Origin of the sequence: Microbacterium sp. NPDC091662 (genome assembly GCF_044756705.1) — a bacterium.
In the GTDB taxonomy this organism is placed as follows: Bacteria; Actinomycetota; Actinomycetes; order Actinomycetales; family Microbacteriaceae; genus Microbacterium.
On sequence record NZ_JBIVTM010000001.1, the window covers coordinates 634,335 to 649,426 of the forward strand.

14 protein-coding genes are annotated in these 15,092 nt (G+C 68.0%); 6 read left to right on the top strand and 8 right to left on the bottom strand.

Annotated elements, in window-relative coordinates:
* Positions 1 to 50: 50 nt before the first annotated feature.
* Complete coding sequence (smc, locus tag ACIQLD_RS03140; protein WP_402604872.1) at positions 51 to 3,596, bottom strand: chromosome segregation protein SMC; 3,546 nt, start codon at positions 3,594 to 3,596, stop codon at positions 51 to 53.
* A 525-nt stretch (positions 3,597 to 4,121) separates the two neighbouring features.
* Between smc and ACIQLD_RS03145 the strand changes: the two genes are divergently transcribed.
* The 4 genes from ACIQLD_RS03145 (at position 4,122) to ACIQLD_RS03160 (ending at position 7,775) form a co-directional block, all read left to right on the top strand.
* Positions 4,122 to 4,406 (top strand): hypothetical protein, encoded by a 285-nt coding sequence (locus ACIQLD_RS03145; protein ID WP_402604875.1) that lies wholly within the window; start codon positions 4,122 to 4,124, stop codon positions 4,404 to 4,406.
* Between the two features lie 173 nt (positions 4,407 to 4,579).
* Positions 4,580 to 5,659: a GNAT family N-acetyltransferase gene (locus tag ACIQLD_RS03150; RefSeq protein ID WP_402604877.1), complete on the top strand. Its 1,080-nt coding sequence runs from the start codon at positions 4,580 to 4,582 to the stop codon at positions 5,657 to 5,659.
* A gap of 101 nt (positions 5,660 to 5,760) precedes the next feature.
* Positions 5,761 to 6,456, top strand: coding sequence for an ABC transporter ATP-binding protein (locus tag ACIQLD_RS03155; RefSeq protein ID WP_402604880.1), 696 nt, complete (start codon positions 5,761 to 5,763; stop codon positions 6,454 to 6,456).
* A complete protein-coding gene (locus ACIQLD_RS03160; RefSeq protein WP_402604882.1) occupies positions 6,453 to 7,775 on the top strand; it encodes a permease in 1,323 nt (440 codons plus the stop codon). Before ACIQLD_RS03155 ends, ACIQLD_RS03160 begins: the two co-directional genes overlap by 4 nt.
* Positions 7,776 to 7,841: 66 nt before the next feature.
* Here ACIQLD_RS03160 and mutM read toward each other — a convergent pair whose 3' ends face one another.
* From mutM to ACIQLD_RS03190, 6 genes are all read right to left on the bottom strand, one after another.
* Complete coding sequence (gene mutM, locus ACIQLD_RS03165; RefSeq protein WP_402604886.1) at positions 7,842 to 8,708, bottom strand: bifunctional DNA-formamidopyrimidine glycosylase/DNA-(apurinic or apyrimidinic site) lyase; 867 nt, start codon at positions 8,706 to 8,708, stop codon at positions 7,842 to 7,844.
* Positions 8,701 to 9,393, bottom strand: coding sequence for a ribonuclease III (gene rnc, locus ACIQLD_RS03170; protein ID WP_402604889.1), 693 nt, complete (start codon positions 9,391 to 9,393; stop codon positions 8,701 to 8,703). The genes mutM and rnc overlap by 8 nt, the downstream gene beginning before the upstream one ends.
* A 10-nt stretch (positions 9,394 to 9,403) precedes the next feature.
* Entirely contained in the window at positions 9,404 to 9,613 is a 210-nt protein-coding gene (gene rpmF, locus ACIQLD_RS03175; RefSeq protein WP_017830754.1) for a 50S ribosomal protein L32, read from the bottom strand.
* Positions 9,614 to 9,615: 2 nt separating this feature from the next.
* Complete coding sequence (locus ACIQLD_RS03180; protein WP_402608480.1) at positions 9,616 to 10,164, bottom strand: YceD family protein; 549 nt, start codon at positions 10,162 to 10,164, stop codon at positions 9,616 to 9,618.
* Between the two features lie 71 nt (positions 10,165 to 10,235).
* Positions 10,236 to 10,733, bottom strand: a complete 498-nt coding sequence (gene coaD, locus ACIQLD_RS03185) for a pantetheine-phosphate adenylyltransferase (protein WP_402604891.1) — start codon at positions 10,731 to 10,733, stop codon at positions 10,236 to 10,238.
* 30 nt (positions 10,734 to 10,763) lie between these two features.
* Complete coding sequence (locus tag ACIQLD_RS03190; protein ID WP_402604893.1) at positions 10,764 to 12,938, bottom strand: ATP-dependent DNA helicase RecG; 2,175 nt, start codon at positions 12,936 to 12,938, stop codon at positions 10,764 to 10,766.
* 61 nt (positions 12,939 to 12,999) lie between these two features.
* On the opposite strand from ACIQLD_RS03190, the gene rsmD reads away from it, so the two are divergent.
* The gene (gene rsmD, locus ACIQLD_RS03195) at positions 13,000 to 13,614 is read left to right on the top strand and encodes a 16S rRNA (guanine(966)-N(2))-methyltransferase RsmD (RefSeq protein ID WP_402604896.1); all 615 of its coding nucleotides are present in this window, start codon (positions 13,000 to 13,002) and stop codon (positions 13,612 to 13,614) included.
* Here the strand turns inward: rsmD and thiL are convergent.
* Positions 13,584 to 14,579, bottom strand: coding sequence for a thiamine-phosphate kinase (thiL, locus tag ACIQLD_RS03200; protein WP_402604899.1), 996 nt, complete (start codon positions 14,577 to 14,579; stop codon positions 13,584 to 13,586). The two genes, rsmD and thiL, sit on opposite strands and share 31 nt — an antisense overlap.
* 23 nt (positions 14,580 to 14,602) lie before the next feature.
* Between thiL and ACIQLD_RS03205 the strand changes: the two genes are divergently transcribed.
* Entirely contained in the window at positions 14,603 to 15,085 is a 483-nt protein-coding gene (locus tag ACIQLD_RS03205) for a DUF3515 domain-containing protein (protein WP_402604901.1), read from the top strand.
* Positions 15,086 to 15,092 lie beyond the last annotated feature (7 nt).

Sequence of the window (15,092 nt, forward strand, 5' to 3'; positions counted from 1 at the left end):
GCCTACGGGTTACGCGGGTGCATGCTCCGCGAACGAGGCGGTCCGTCCCGCTAGACGGCAGCTGCCGCCCGGTCGCCGACACGCTGCCCCACGACAGCGGAGACACCGTCCTGACGCATCGAGACGCCGTAGAGCGCATCGGCGATCTCCATCGTGCGCTTCTGGTGCGTGATCACCAACAGCTGCGAACTCTCTCTCAACTGTTCGAAAACGGTCAGCAATCGACCGAGGTTGGCATCGTCCAGGGCAGCCTCGACCTCATCCAGGATGTAGAACGGGCTCGGGCGCGCCTTGAAGATCGCGACGAGCAGCGCCACCGCCGCCAACGATCGTTCCCCGCCGGAAAGCAGCGACAGGCGCTCGATCTTCTTCCCCACCGGTCGGACCGACACCTCGATGCCGGTCGTCAGCATGTTGTCGGGGTCCGTGAGAGAGATGCTGCCGGTTCCACCGGGGAACAGCAGCGGGAAGACCTGGCCGAACGCCTCTCTCGTGTCCTCGAAAGCGCTCGCGAAGATCGTCTGCATCCGTTCATCGAGGTCGGTGATGATCGTCAGGAGGTCCTGTCGCGTCTGGGTGAGGTCGGTCAACTGCTCGGTGAGGAAGGCGTGCCGCTGCTCCAGGGCCGCGAACTCCTCGAGCGCCAACGGGTTGACCCGACCGAGCTGCGCGAGCTTGCGCTCCGCCTCTGCCAGACGCCGTTGCTGGATTCGGCGGTCGAAGGGTATCGCCGTGTCGTCGTCATGGGCGTCTTCGGCAGACAGCACGCCCGGATCGCGTGGAACAAGCTGATCCGGCCCATATTCCGCAACGAGAATATCTTCGTCGAGAGCGAGTTCGGAGGAGACCCGTTCGAGCAGGCTGTTCAGGTGCAGCTTCTTCTCGTGTATCTGCAGTTCGAGCCCGTGGACGCTCTCGGTGAGACCGGCGAGGCGCTCGCGCAGGGAGCTCTCCTGGGCGCGAAGGCCGACGAGTTCCTGATTCTGCGCCGATCGTGCAGTCTCGGCCTCACCGAGGGCGAGACGCGCCTCCGTGACCGAACGGTCCAGCGAGTCGAGGATGCGCGGGAGCTCCTCGGCGACCCCTGACGCCGCTTCGCGCTGGGCGCGACGGATGACTGCTCGCCGTGCCGCCTCCGCGGCGGCGTCCCGCTCGTGCTCGCGTTGACGCTCCAGGCTCACGACCCGGGACTGCGCCGCACGCACACGCTCGCGCAGCGTCTCGATCTCGAGCCTCGCCCGCACCTCGCCCTCGCGAGCGAGTTCGAGGGACTCGAGCAGCCCGTCACGTGCAGACGCATCGAGCACGGGTCTCGGCGCGGCGACGGCTTCGTCCAGCGCCGTCTTCGCTGCCTCAGCCTTGGCCTCGGCCTCGGCTACCGCAGACTGCGCCTGGGCCAATCCCGTCTCGAGACGCTCGCACTCGGCGACGGCGGCCTCATGACGTACGGTGACGCGGTTGACCTGCTCTGCGTGCGTGGCGAGAGCAGCATCGTGCTCGCGGAGCGCGCGCAACGCCTCCTTCGCCTGACGCCGTGTGGTCTCGACCGTCTCCTCGGCGTCGTGGCGGGCTTCACGAAGCGAGTCGACCACGATCTCGATCTCTGCGAGCCGTTCGGCGGCGGCGTCCCTTTCGGCAGCGAGCTCCAGGCGCGATCTCTCTCCGCCCGAACCCGTGCGCAGGGTCTGGGCCGTGATCACGTCGCCGCCCACGGTAACGATCGTTGTGTGCGTATCACCGGTCACATCGAGCGCTGTCCGCGCGGCTCGCGCCGACTCCAGGTCGTCGGCGATCAGGACGTGCGACAGAACACCGAGGATCCCGTCAGGGGCCGTCACGGTGTCGACAGCCGGCGTCACCCCGGCGATCACCGGCGGGAGGGCATCAGGCCTGGCAGCGTCGGCGATGACGAAGTCCACCACTCCCCTGCGCTGTTCCGCGGCAGCCGTCGCTGCGTCGAACGCGTCGGTCGCTGTGTCGATCAACACGCCCTCCGCGAGCGGACCGAGCACCGCGGCGATGGCCGCTTCGTAGCCCGATCGCACCTGCATCGCGTCGCCGACGAGTCCGCGCACACCCTTTCCGCCCGCTTTGACGATCTCTGCCGCGCCGCCGGACAACGCCAGGGCACTGCTCAGCGCCGATGCCTTGGCCGTGAGCGCATCGACCTCGCGCTCTGCCGCGTGCAGGCGCTCTCGCAGAGTCTCCCGCTCGGATTCCGCGGCGGTCGCCGCCCGCTGCGCGCTGTCGTATGCCGCGGCATGTTCCACGGCCGTGCCCTCGGGGACTTCCGCGTCATCAATCGCCTCGAGCGCTTCGGCGGCTTCCCGCCTACGCGCGTGAGCCGCCTCGAGCGCGTTCTCCTGACGGAGCACGGCGCCTCGCACAGCGGCGAGGGCAGAGGCCGCGGCATCGGCGGTCCCGCGCAGAGCGGAAAGACGCATGTCGTACTCCGAGACCAGGGCGCTCTGCTCGGCGATGTCGACATCGAGCGTGTCGAGTTCCGCACGGGCATGCACCACCTCACGGCTGGCCGATGCCGCGGCGTCCTGGGCGTCTCCGAGCCCGGCGGAGATCACATCGATCTCGTCCTTAGCCTCGTCGATCGTGGCCTGGGTCACCGTGACGGCGGTGACCGCGGCATCGTCGTCGTCGGTGCCGAGGAGGGCGAGACGCTGATTCGCCAGTGTGAAGAGCCCGCGCATCCGCTCCTGGACCTGCTCGAGTCCGAACGCCACGCTGCGCGCCTGATCGACGGCGACCGAGTTCTGATCCTGTTCGAGTCGCGCGATGCTCGCCCGCACGGTCTCGGCTTGATCCGAGAGAACCAGGCGCTCGGTGTGACGTTCCTGCTCGGTGCGCGTGTGGTCTGCGAGCGCGGAGCGCAATGCCACGACGTCGTCGGCGAAGATGCGCGCCTTCGCATCGCGCACGACGGCGGCGATCGTCTGCGCCTCGCGGGCGATCTCGGCCTGGCGTCCCAGCGGCTTGAGCTGTCGGCGGATCTCTCCGGCGAGATCGCTCAGGCGCGTGAGGTTCGTCTCCATCGCGTCGAGCTTGCGGAGGGTCTTCTCCTTGCGGCGTCGATGCTTGAGGATCCCCGCTGCTTCCTCGATGAACCCTCGACGGTCCTCGGGGGACGCCTGCAGAACCGTGTCCAGACGTCCCTGGCCGACGATGACGTGCATCTCACGGCCCAGTCCGGAATCGCTCAGCAGTTCCTGCACGTCGAGAAGACGGCATCCCTCACCATTGATCGCGTACTCGCTGGAGCCGTTGCGGAACAGCGTGCGGCTGATCGTCACTTCCGCGTACTCGATCGGCAGCGCACCGTCGGCATTGTCGATCGTGAGCTGCACCTCGGCGCGACCGAGCGGACCGCGCGTCGAGGTACCGGCGAAGATGACGTCTTCCATCTTGCCGCCTCGCAGGGTCTTCGCACCCTGCTCACCCATCACCCAGGCGAGAGCGTCCACGACATTCGACTTGCCCGATCCGTTCGGACCGACGATGCAGGTGACGCCGGGTTCGAACACGAAGCTGGTCGGCTGCGCGAACGACTTGAACCCCTTGAGCGTCAGGCTCTTCAGATGCATGGGGGCGCCGCTCGTCCGGGGAGAATCACGCGGCTACGCTACCGGAATTCCGGGCCTGAAACCTCATCCCGCGCGGGCGACGGGAGAACTCGGGAACGGCGCGACACGCCGATCGGAACCGCAGATGCTTGACGTCCGCCGCACGGATTCGCTACCGTGGCCTCCGGATCGCCACACGAAAGGAGGTTACCGATGATTACGACTCAGCTCAACGCACAGGCCACTGGCCTCGCCGCGCCCGCGCACTTCGCGCCGCGCTTTGCGTTCTCGGTAACCGCCGGCGTCCGCATCAGCGCTCTCTCGTAGAACCGTACCCCGAGAAACCGGGCCCGTAGTGGGCCCTCTCCGGTCGGCTCTCCTGCGCCCCGTCTGCTGGTCTGCACCGCAGATCATGACTCCTCCGCGTACGGCGGCCACTCTCCGTGGCATCCGCCGACCCGCGCTTCCTCCGCACCGTTCCCGACTGCTCCGCAGTCGCCGTGCGGTGCTTCCGCATCCATCACCACCCCTCTCGAAGGAACCATCGTGAATACCACGTTGCATCGCAGCGACATCCACCCGCCCGATATCGAGGACCGCGAGGTCCTCCAGATCCCCCGCCCCGACGAACTGCGTCGCCTGTCGCTCGCAGACCGTCTCTCCCTCCGGATCGGCCTCTGGCTCTTCCAGAGGGCGCAGCGCCCCCGACGTCCGCGTCGTGTCCTGCACATCGAACCCGCAGACATGTTCCTGCTCGGTGAACAGCGTCATCGTTCGGCAGCGGAATCGTACGCGTTGCTGACGTATGACATGCAACGCGGAATGCGCTGACGATCGATCGATCGTGACCCGCGTCTGCGCTCGAGCGGTTCCTCCGCATCCGTCCGCCTCCTGCGGGCGGGTGCGGAGGAAGGCCGTCAGTGCGGAGTCACTGCTCGCTCCGCAGCCGGCCCTCCGCCCACCACAGACCCACCCCTTGTCGAACGCCTACGAAGGAAACTCACATGACGATCGTTGAACCGACGATCACCCCGCTGATCGTGCCGGTCTCTCTGGACGCCGAGAATGCCGCGGACTTCCGCGCGTGCGCCGCCCTCAACCGTCAGATCTGCGACGAACTGGTCGGGCTCCCCGACCTTGCACCCGACGCCGAGGAGATGTTGCCAGGGTGGCAGGACGAGACGGACGCGCTCCACCGGGGGTTCGTCGCCCGTATCGGCGACGAGATCGTCGGCATGATCACGCTCTACCTCGCCCTGGAGGCGGAAGCCCACGCCATCGAGTTCGACCTGCTCGTCCCGCGCGCGCACTGGGGGCGGGGCATCGAGAACGCTCTTCTCGCACGCGCAGAGGCCGAGGCCAGAACCCATGGTCGAAACGTTCTGCAGACCTGGAGCATGCATCGTCCGATGGAAGCCGAGCGCATGCTCGTTCCGCGCACCGGATGGGGGCGGGTTCCGGCGACTCCGCTCTCCGACCTCGTCGAGAGCGACGGCTACGTGCTCGAGCAGGTCGAACGAAACAGCGAGTACGATCTGCACGGAGACCCTGAACCGCTGCGCGAAGCTCTGACCGCAGCGACCGCTTTCGCCGGAGCAGACTACCGGCTCGTGGAGTGGGACATGCCGACTCCTCCCGAGCTGCGTGCCGGTTTCGCCGCTGTTCTCGCCCGCCTTTCTACCGACGCCCCCAGTGGCGACATGGACTTCGCCGAGGAGAGTTGGGATGCAGATCGCGTCGTCCGACGCGAGGCGAGGATCCTGAGCGCGGGACAGGCCGTATCCGTCGCGGCCGTGCAGCATGTGCCGACAGGAGAGCTCGTCGCCTACAACGAACTGGTCATCGCGGCGGACCGTACCGGCGTCACCGATCAGTACGGCACGTTGGTGAGCAAGGACCACCGAGGGCACCGCCTCGGCACGATCGTGAAGTGCGCGAACCTGCTTCGTTGGCGCGAGCTCATGCCCCGCGCGACCGTCGTCTCGACATTCAACGCCGAGGAGAATCGGCCGATGCTCAGCATCAACGAGGCGATCGGGTTCGTGCCCGTATCGTACGCGGGAGCGTGGCAGAAGAAGATCTGAGCCGTGCGCGGACCCGATCTCATTCTTCGGGATGACGTCGGGTCCGCGCCATCATCCGCCGGGGCGACGACGGCGCGGGATCGCTCGGCGAGGCTGGAACCATGAACATCCCCGTGATCGAAGCCCACGCACTCATCAAGAACTTCGGGACGACGCGCGCTCTCGCCGGCGTCGACCTCGCGATTCATCGCGGCGAAGCGGTCGCGATCATGGGCGCCTCCGGATCGGGGAAGACGACGCTCCTGCACGTCCTGGCCGGGATCACCGCGCCCGACTCCGGCAGCGTGGTCTTCCGCCCCGCGGAGGGTGCGCCGATCGAAGTCACCGCCCTCGGTGAGTCCGCGCGCTCGCGCCTACGCCGCGAGAGGTTCGGGTTCGTCTTCCAGCAGGGCCTGCTGATTCCCGAGCTGACCGCGGTGGAGAACGTGGCCCTCGCGTCGATGATCAACGGCGTCCGGCGTCAGGACGCCGTGCAGCACGCGGCGTCCTGGCTCGCCGCCCTCGGACTCGCCGGAATGGAGGAGCGCCGCATCGGCGAGCTCTCCGGCGGGCAGGCGCAGCGCGTCGCGATCGCCCGCGCGCAGGCCACCGGAGCCGAGCTCGTGTTCGCCGACGAGCCCACCGGCGCCCTCGATTCGTCCACCTCCTCCGAGGTGATGGATGCCCTGCTGTGGTCGACGACCGGACAAGGACGGACACTCGTCGTCGTGACACACGACCCGGAGGTCGCCGCCCGTTGCTCCCGTACGATCGCGGTGCGCGACGGACGCATCGTCTCCTCGGCGGTGGCCGCATGAACCGCAACGTCCTGACACTCCTCCTGCGCCCGGCGCCCGGACAGGGCAGCGTCCTCGCACTGCCCGTCGTCGCCTTCGGCGTCGTGACCACGCTGGTGCTCACGGTCATCGGGGGTGCGCAGTCCTTCTGGGGATGGACCGATGAGTTCGCACCTCTGTACCAGGCGCTCGCGGCCATCGCTCTCGTTCTCCTGGTCGTACCGCTGATGTCCCTCGGCGGCGCGGCGGCCCGGCTCTCCGCGCGTCGACGCGATGAACGGCTCTCCACGCTCCGTCTGCTCGGTGTGTCGCCTGCCGGGGTGACGGCCGCCACCGTCGCGGAGTCTGTCCTCGTCGCGGCGGTTGGTGCCCTGGCCGGCGTCATCGGGCATGTCGCGATCAGTCCGCTCATCGGACTCATCCCGTTCCGCGGAGAACCACTCGGGTTTGCCGCCGTCGTGCTCCCTCCCCTGCAGACCGCCATCGTCGTGGCGACCGTCCTCGCACTCGCAGCGACCAGCGCCATCATCGGTCTTCGCCGCGTAGTCATCTCGCCGCTGGGCGTACGCACGCGCGCCGATGTGCCGAAGGTGCACTGGATTCGGGCGGTGCTCGCCGCAGGTGCGATCGCCATTGCATTCGCGCTCATCAAGGTGTTCCCCTCTGTCGGCGGAGTGGTGCTGACGATCATCGTCCTCGCGGGGCTGTTCGGTGCCGCACTCGCGGTCCTGAATCTCGTCGGGCCGTGGGTGCTCAAGGTCGCAGCATCGCGTCAGCTGCGTCGTGCCGAGCAGCCCGAGCGGCTGTTGGCCGCCCGCATCGTGCTGGATTCGCCCAAGGCGGCGTGGCGGCAGGTGGGCGGTATCGCCATGGCGAGCTTCATGGCCGTCTTCGCAGGCACCGGGGTCGCGATGATGAGCATGATCAGCACGTCCGACGCTGCTGCTGCCGACATCGCGCTCGCAGACGACATCCGCACCGGGCTCATCATCACGCTCATCGGTTCGTTCATGATGGTCGCGGCGTCGGTCGGCGTCAATCAGGCCTCGGACGTTCTCGACCAGCGTGAGTTGCACAGGAGCCTGCACCACCTCGGAGTGCCGCTCGACACCGTGGACCGGGCACGACGACGCGCGATCATGTCGCCGCTGCTGGTGACGGCGGTCGGGTCGGCACTGGTGGCGGCAATCTTGGTGTTCCCGTTGGTGGGAATCGCGCTGATCACGGCTCCGGTCTCCCTGATGACCATCGCACTCGTGGTCGCTGTCGGGATCGGTGTCGTGTGGGGCACCACGTGGGCGACCCGCCCGCTGCTCCACCGTTCCTTCCAGACGGCGTGAGGATCGCCCCGTGCATCCGCCATCGAGAGGAACGGGTGCCGGGGCCGGCCGGCCGGCCGAGACGCGCTACTTCGGCAGCCGCTGGCACCGCGGGCAGAAGTGCGACCCGCGATTCATGAAGCTCTCACGGATGATCGGCGTGCCGCATCGCGGGCAGGGCTTTCCCTGTTGACCGTATGCGTTGAGGGAGTGGGCGAAGTACCCCGCCTGGCCGTTCACGTTGACGTACTGCGCATCGAAGCTGGTGCCGCCCTCCGCCAGCGCTTTCGCGAGCACGAGACGCACTTCGCTCAGCAGCCGACGCACCGCTTGCCCGGACAACCTGTCGGACGGCGTCTCGGGGTGGATGCGCGCAGCCCATAGAGACTCGTCCGCGTAGATGTTGCCGATCCCACTCACGACGCCCTGGTCGAGGAGCACACGCTTGATCGCACTCCCCCGCCGTGCCAGAGAGGCGCGGAACACCCGATCGTCGAACGCCGGATCCAGTGGGTCGCGGGCGATATGGGCGACCTGCGTCGGAATCGACGATCCGTCATCGTCCACGAGGGCGTCGACCGCGAGCGACCCGAAGGTGCGCTGGTCCGCGAACACGATCGCGAGTTCGCCGTGGACGGGGTGCTCGATGCCGATGCGCACCCGCTCATGCCGCTCAGCGCCGGCATCTGGTGCACGTAGAAGCATCTGTCCACTCATACCGAGGTGCGCGATGAGCGCGGATTCCTCATCGTCGAGTGGAAGCCAGAGAAACTTTCCACGGCGGGATGCCGCGGTGAAGGTCCGCCCCTCGAGCCGACCGACGAAGTCGGCGGCGCCGGCGACGTGCCGGGTGAGCGCTCGCTCGTCGTACACGCTCACGGCGGTGATCACAGATCCGACCGCAGCAGGGGCAAGGCCCGCTCGGACGACCTCGACCTCGGGAAGTTCAGGCACGCTCGCTGAGGGTGCGCCAGGCGCTGAGCGCCGCCGCCATCTCGGCGGTCTTCTTGCTGCTGCCCGCACCGGTCATGCTCACGTCGCCGACGATGACGGTCGCCAGGAAGCGCCGGTCGTGATCGGGACCGCTCGCCTCCACCGAGTACCGCGGAGGCGTCGCACCGACACGGGCCGCGAGTTCCTGCAGGCTGGTCTTCGGGTCCATCGCCGCACCGTAGCGCTCCGGGTCGGCGAGCAACGGCTTCGTCAGACGCAGCACGAGTTCGGTGGCAGCTTCGGGTCCGGCGGAGAGGTAGGTCGCGCCGATGACGGCTTCCATCGTGTCGGCGAGGATCGAGTCCTTGTCTCGGCCGCCCGTCTGCTCTTCCCCGCGACCGAGCAGCAGATGGCTGCCGAGGTCTATCCCTCGAGCGACCTCCGCGAGAGCGACGGTCGACACGACGCTCGCGCGACGCTTCGCCAGCTCGCCCTCATCGAGGTCGGGGTGCGTGGTGAAGAGCATCACGGTCACCGCCTGCCCGAGGACGGAGTCACCGAGGAACTCCAGCCGCTCGTTGTGAGGGATACCGCCATGCTCGTACGCGTAGGAGCGGTGGGTCAACGCCAACTCCAGAAGCTCCGCGTCGATATCGACGCGGAGCTTATCTGGGAGAGGCCTCGTCCCCCCGGGGACCTCCGTCACGGTACGCGACTCAGACGTCAGCGACCTTGCGGCCCTTGTACTCCAGGAAGAGCTCCGTGCCCTGCGAGTCGGTGACGACCTTCGCCTGGTGGGGACGGCTGTAGACGACCTGACCGTTCTCGATCGTCTTGACGAGCGCGACGGGCGCCGCCTTCCACTGCGCGCGGCGCGAGCGGGTGTTCGAACGGGATACCTTGCGCTTCGGGGGGTTACCAGCCATGACTAGCTCTCTTCTTTCTCGGCGGCACGAGATTCTTCCGTGCCGTCTTGGTCTGTGATGTTCTGGAGCGCACTCCATCGAGGATCGATGGGAGCGGCCTGCTCCGTTCCGGTGCTCACGGTCAGTCGTTCACCCGTTTTCGGGTCAAGACCCGGGCAATCCGGCTGACACACCGGCTGAAAAGGAAGTGCCAGTACGGCCGCATCCCTGACGAGAGTTTCAAGATCCACGTGGTCGTCTTGAACCTCGAAGTCAGTTTCTTCCTCACCAGGATACGCGAAAAGCTCTTGGAACTCGACTTCGACGGGCCGAGTGATGTCGATAAGGCATCTTCCGCACACACCGGCGTACTCCGCATCAGCGGTTCCGGATACGAGGATGCCTTCGTGGACCGACTCCAGCCGCACATCGAGATCGAGTTCGGAGCCTGCCTCGTACGACACGATCCCCTCGCCCCACGCCTCGGAGAGAGCGACGGTGAACTCATGTTCGCGCATCTCTCCCGGACGCCGGACGATGTCGCGGACGGGGAGTACAAAAGGGCCGTTCATTCGAGAGCGCACCGTTCCATGCTACCGGCCGCCGCCCACGGTCGCTCTGACCGCGCGTTCAGGGAACCGTCTCAGATGCCGCGGGAACCGGTGTCGAGGAAAGCCGCTACCGCCGCGGGGACGAACGGTGTCACGTCGCCGCCCAGCGAAGCCACCTGGCGCACGAGCGAACTCGACACCATCGCGTGCGAAGGGTCGGGGAGAAGGAACACGGTCTCGATACCCGCGAGATGCCTGTTGACGATCGCCATGGGAGATTCGTACGCGACGTCGACCTGCGAACGAATGCCTTTCACCAGCACGCCGGCGTTCACGTCTCGGGCGTAGTCGACCAGGAGCCCCATGCTCCACGAACCGATCACGATGTCGCCCTGCATGCCGTCATCCGCGATCGACTTCTCGAGCAGGGAGAGCCGCTGCGCGATCGGCAGCATCGCCTCTTTACCCGGATTGTGCACGACGAGCACATGCAGCTCGTCGTAGAGGGCGGCCGCGCGCCGGATCACATCGAGGTGACCCAGAGTCGGCGGATCGAAGGAACCCGGGACGACGGCGATCCGGCTGCTCATGCTTCCAGCCTAGGGCACACCGGTTCCGCGTCAGTTCTTCGCGAGCGCCGCTCGATCCTCGTCGCTCACGCGTCGTCCGATCGCCTCGCGCAGCCCCGGGTGGTCGGCGAGGTCCGGGTCGGCAGAGAGAATGCCCTCTGCCACCTCGCGCGCCCGGGTGATGAGCCCCGCGTCCTTGACGACACGGAGGAGCTTCAGCGAAGAGCGCACACCGGCCTGCGCGGCACCGAGCACATCGCCCTCGCCGCGCAGCTCCAGATCGACCTCCGCCAGGGCGAAGCCGTCGAGAGTCGCAGCGACGGCCTCGACCCGGTCGCGGGCGAGCGAACCCGCCTCGGCCTCGGTGACGAGCAGACAGAGCCCGGGGACGCCCCCTCGGCCGACCCGCCCTCGGAGCTGGTGCAGCTGCGAGACACCGAACCGATCGGCATCGAGGACGATCATCGTGGAGGCGTTAGGCACGTCGACGCCGACTTCGATCACGGTGGTGGCGAGGAGAAGGTCGATGTCGCCACGGGCGAACGACTGCATCACCGCGTCTTTCTCGTCCGATGGCATACGGCCGTGCAGCACCGCGCGCCGCAGACCACCCAGAGTGGGGTGGGTCGCGAGGGCCTCGTCGAGCTGCACGACACCCCACCGCGGCCCGGAAGCCCCCTCCGGCGTGAGTGACGGCTGTTCCCCCGCCTCTGTCGTCTTCTTGGTCGTGTCGATCGCGGCGCAGACGGCGAAGACCTGTCGCCCCTGAGCGATCTCTTCCGCAGCGCGCTCCCAGACACGGTTGAACCACCCGGGGTGCTCCGCGAGCGGCGCCACGAACGACTCGATGCCCGCGCGGCCTGCCGGCATGGTGCGGATGACCGAGGTGTCGAGGTCGCCGAACACCGTCATCGCAACCGTTCGCGGAATCGGTGTCGCCGTCAGCACGAGGGCGTGGGGGCTCGACCCCTTCGCCCGTAGCGCCTCGCGCTGCTCGACGCCGAATCGGTGCTGCTCGTCGACCACGACCAGTCCGAGATCGGCGAACGTGGTCTTCTCCCCCAGCAGGGCATGAGTACCGACCACGATCAGAGCCTGCCCGGAGGCGACGCGCAGGGCGGCCTTGCGACGCTCGGCCGCCGGCATCTGACCGGTCAGCAGCGTCGGCATCAGCTGGGGTGCGAGGTCGGGACCCAGCATCTTCGCGATCGAACGGAGGTGCTGGCCCGCCAGAACCTCTGTCGGAGCGATCAGAGCTGCCTGTCCGCCGCTCTCGGCGACCTGCAGCATCGCACGCAGAGCGACAAGGGTCTTGCCCGAGCCGACCTCGCCCTGCACGAGCCGGTTCATCGGCCAGGCACCCACGAGGTCCTCGGCGATCTGCCGACCCACCGTCTCCTGATCGGGGGTGAGTGTGTATGGAAGGCTCGCATCGAAGCGCTCGAGCAGTCCGTCGGCGCTCGCCGGCCGCGACGTGGCGGAGAGGGCACGGATCGCATCACGCTGCTGGAGCAGCGCGGTCTGCAAGGTGAGCGCCTCGTGCATGCGCAGGGTTCGCACGGCCGGATCGATGTCGTTGCGGGTACGGGGACGATGGACGAGCTCCAGCGCGTCGCCGGCGGTGAGGAGCTCTTCGCGTTCCCGGATACCCGCAGTCAGCGGGTCCGGCGTCTCGACGAGGTCGTCGAGCACCCGGCCGATGAGTCGGGCGATCTGCCAGGTCTGGATGGCCGAGGTGGCTGGGTAGATCGGAATGGGCACCGCTGCGCGGGCGTCCGCGCTCCGCCGCGCGGCATCCTCGTCGTCGAACAGCTCGTACTCGGGATGCGCGAACTGGGTCACGCCGTTGAACTCGCCGACCTTTCCCGAGAACACGCCCCGTCGTCCTACCGCCAGATCTTTCGATCGCCACTCGGCAGCACCGACGTTCTTCGCGAAGAACGTCAAGGACATGCGGCCGATGCCGTCGCCGATCACGACATCGACCATCGCGCCCGGACGGTTGCGCATGCGGCGGAAGCTGGACGACAGCACCTCCGCGACGATCGTCACCGTCTCACCGAGAGGGAGGTCGCGGATCGGAGTGAGCTCACCCGGGTCGGCGTAGCGACGCGGATAGTGCGCCAGGAGATCGCCGACGCTCTGCATGCCGAAAGCGCGACCGAGCGTCTTGGCAGACGCCGCACCGAGCGCATCCTCCAGCGAGGAATCGAGCGTGAGCGACATGCTCCGAGTCTAGGGAACATGACGGACACGGCCGGCACGCGTGCTGTCGTATCGTGAACAGGTGACGAGGATCATCGCAGGCAGTGCCAGAGGAGCCCGACTCGAGGTGCCGAGCTCCGGTACACGCCCGACGAGTGATCGGGTGCGCGAGTCGTTGTTCGGCGCATTGGAATCGCTGAGCGCGATCGCCGGAGCCAGGGTTCTCGACCTCTACGCGGGGTCGGGCGCTCTGGGTCTCGAGTCGCTCAGCCGAGGAGCATCGAGCGTCGAGTTCGTCGAGCGCGGGCGCCAGGCCGCCGCCATCGTCCGACGCAACGTCGGAGTCGTCGCCAAGGCCGGCGCTCTCCCGCTCGGCCGTGTCCACGAAAGCACGGTTCATGCATTCCTGCAGCGTACGACCGGTCCCTTCGACCTCGTGTTCACCGATCCGCCGTATGACCTCGATGACGCCGCGATGACCGCAGATCTCGTCGCGCTCGCTCCGCTGCTGTCCTCGGACGCCGTGGTGGTCGTCGAGCGGGCGCGCCGCTCCACGCCCCCGGACTTCGGCGCCGCGAATCTGGAGCAGTTCCGCGAGAAGTCCTACGGCGACACCACTCTCTGGTGGGCCGAGCCCGCAGCAGATGAGAGCTCGGAGCCGGTCGATCAGCCCGCGATCGAATCCCAGTCCCGGTAAGGGTCCCACCCGCTGAGGTCGACCGGAAGGTCATCGCAGAGCAGGTCTTCCGCTCCGGGAGCGCGAACCGCGCCGATGATACGGAACCCGGGCGGCAGCACTCCCTCGGGGAAGGTGGCGAGCAGGGCATGGTCCTCGCCACCGGCGATCGCGCGCTCCGGATCATGCCCGAGAAGGTCCCGTTCCAGCGCGATCGTGACGCCGGAGGCCGCCGCCATCCGCCTCGCGTCGAGAGCGAGTCCGTCCGAAACGTCCATCATCGCCGTCGCACCCGCCGTCGCCGCCACCGCGCCGAGACCGATCGGGGGCGCGGGCCGCAGTTGCGCGGTCACCGCCGCGCTCTCTCCGGCGGCGAGCTTCGCGGGATCCACCGCCACCGGCACGTCGCCGTCTCGGAATCGGCCGAACAGCACGGCGAGTCCATGCGCGGCATGACCGAGTTCACCCGCGACCGCGACGACATCGCCGGGACGCGCACCGTTCCTGGTGACCGCCGCACGTCCTTCCAGGTCACCCAGCGCCGTCACCGCGACGGTCAGCACATCGGATACCGTCAGATCGCCGCCGACCACGGCGCACCCGGGCGCGAGCGACGCACACGCATCGCGGAAGCCGTCAGCGAGACGCTCCACGAACGAGAGCCGCAGGTCGCGCGGCACGGCCAAGGCGACCAGCAGCGCCGTCGGGCGCGCACCCATCGCCGCGACATCCGCGAGGTTCACGGCCGCGGCCTTCCAGCCGAGGTCGTACCCGCTCGACCACGCGAGGCGGAAGTCCGGGCCGTGCACGAGCGTGTCCGTGGTCGCGACGACGGAACCGGACGGGGCGGCGATCACTGCCGCATCGTCGCCCGGCCCGATGAGCGTGTGGGAGGCCGCGGGCGTGCGCGTCAGGATCGCCTGGAGGATGCGCCCCTCGGACACATCTCCCAGACGTGGATCATCGGCTTCGGGTCGGGAGGGCATGCTGTCAAAGGTAGCCTGGAAGCATGCCCCGTTCCCGTCGCCTCGCTGTCCTCGCAGGTGCAGTGGCCCTCGCCGCGATGCTCGCCGGCTGCTCGACCACCGTGCACCTCGAACCCGCCGCGGATGCGAACAACCCTGCGTGCGCGAACGTCTCGGTCCTGCTGCCGGAGTCCGTCGGCGGACTCGATCGCGTCTTCACCGATGCGCAGGCGACGGGTGCTTGGGGTGACCCCACTGTCGTGCTGCGCTGCGGTGTCGAACCGCCTGCGCCGTCGGCCCTGGTGTGCACGACACTCGGCGGGGTCGACTGGCTGGTCCTGGACCAGGAAGAGGATCGTCAGCGACTCGTCACGTTCGGTCGCGACCCCGCGATCGAGGTCACGATCCGCCGTGGTGAGCAGATCGACTTCCAGGCGATCGTCGACAAGATCTCGGCGAGCATCCAGTCTGGGCTCCAGCCTGCGACCGGACAGTGCACGGACCGCGTCGAGTTCCCCGCGGGCTGATCGCCAC

Excerpts from the sequence above, each read along its gene's own strand:
- ACIQLD_RS03190 (WP_402604893.1), bottom strand. The coding sequence starts at position 12,938 with ATGTCGCTCACGCTCGATTCCTCGCTGGAGGATGCGCTCGGTGCGGCG.
- coaD (WP_402604891.1), bottom strand. The coding sequence starts at position 10,733 with ATGAGCAGCCGGATCGCCGTCGTCCCGGGTTCCTTCGATCCGCCGACT.
- ACIQLD_RS03160 (WP_402604882.1), top strand. The coding sequence starts at position 6,453 with ATGAACCGCAACGTCCTGACACTCCTCCTGCGCCCGGCGCCCGGACAG.
- rpmF (WP_017830754.1), bottom strand. The coding sequence starts at position 9,613 with ATGGCTGGTAACCCCCCGAAGCGCAAGGTATCCCGTTCGAACACCCGC.
- ACIQLD_RS03180 (WP_402608480.1), bottom strand. The coding sequence starts at position 10,164 with ATGAACGGCCCTTTTGTACTCCCCGTCCGCGACATCGTCCGGCGTCCG.
- ACIQLD_RS03155 (WP_402604880.1), top strand. The coding sequence starts at position 5,761 with ATGAACATCCCCGTGATCGAAGCCCACGCACTCATCAAGAACTTCGGG.
- ACIQLD_RS03150 (WP_402604877.1), top strand. The coding sequence starts at position 4,580 with ATGACGATCGTTGAACCGACGATCACCCCGCTGATCGTGCCGGTCTCT.
- thiL (WP_402604899.1), bottom strand. The coding sequence starts at position 14,579 with ATGCCCTCCCGACCCGAAGCCGATGATCCACGTCTGGGAGATGTGTCC.
- smc (WP_402604872.1), bottom strand. The coding sequence starts at position 3,596 with ATGCATCTGAAGAGCCTGACGCTCAAGGGGTTCAAGTCGTTCGCGCAG.
- ACIQLD_RS03205 (WP_402604901.1), top strand. The coding sequence starts at position 14,603 with ATGCCCCGTTCCCGTCGCCTCGCTGTCCTCGCAGGTGCAGTGGCCCTC.